This window comes from Peribacillus sp. SIMBA_075 (assembly GCF_046534585.1).
On the sequence record NZ_JAWRYN010000136.1, the window covers coordinates 1 to 443 of the forward strand.

The window sequence follows — 443 nt, forward strand, 5'->3', positions numbered from 1 at the left end:
GCAGCGAATGGAGTAGATTTACGAGATCCACGGAAACCAAGTGCACCAGCACTAGACCAAGAAAGTGCGTTACCATGAGTATCTGTAAGTGTTACGATTGTGTTGTTGAAAGTAGAACGAATATGAGCTATACCAGCTTCAATATTCTTTTTCACACGTTTTTTACGAGTGTTTGTTTTACGTGCCATTGTTAGTTCAACCTCCTTTACTTATTATTTCTTTTTATTTGCTACTGTACGACGTGGACCTTTACGTGTACGAGCATTGTTTTTAGAGTTTTGACCACGAACTGGTAAACCACGACGGTGACGAAGACCACGGTAAGAACCGATCTCCATTAGACGTTTAATGTTAAGAGATACTTCACGACTAAGGTCTCCCTCAACTTTAATACGATCGATGATATCACGGATACGTCCTAATTCATCTTCCGATAAATCACG

General features: G+C 40.2%; 2 protein-coding genes. Both read right to left on the minus strand.

Annotation, left to right across the window (positions count from 1 at the left end):
- Positions 1-188, minus strand: a 188-nt coding sequence (gene rpsK / locus SB775_RS27495) for a 30S ribosomal protein S11 (RefSeq protein ID WP_410864300.1), incomplete at its 3' end; no start/stop codon positions are given.
- A gap of 24 nt (positions 189-212) precedes the next feature.
- Positions 213-443 (minus strand): 30S ribosomal protein S13 (rpsM, locus tag SB775_RS27500; protein ID WP_410864302.1); only part of this gene is annotated, 231 nt, incomplete at its 5' end.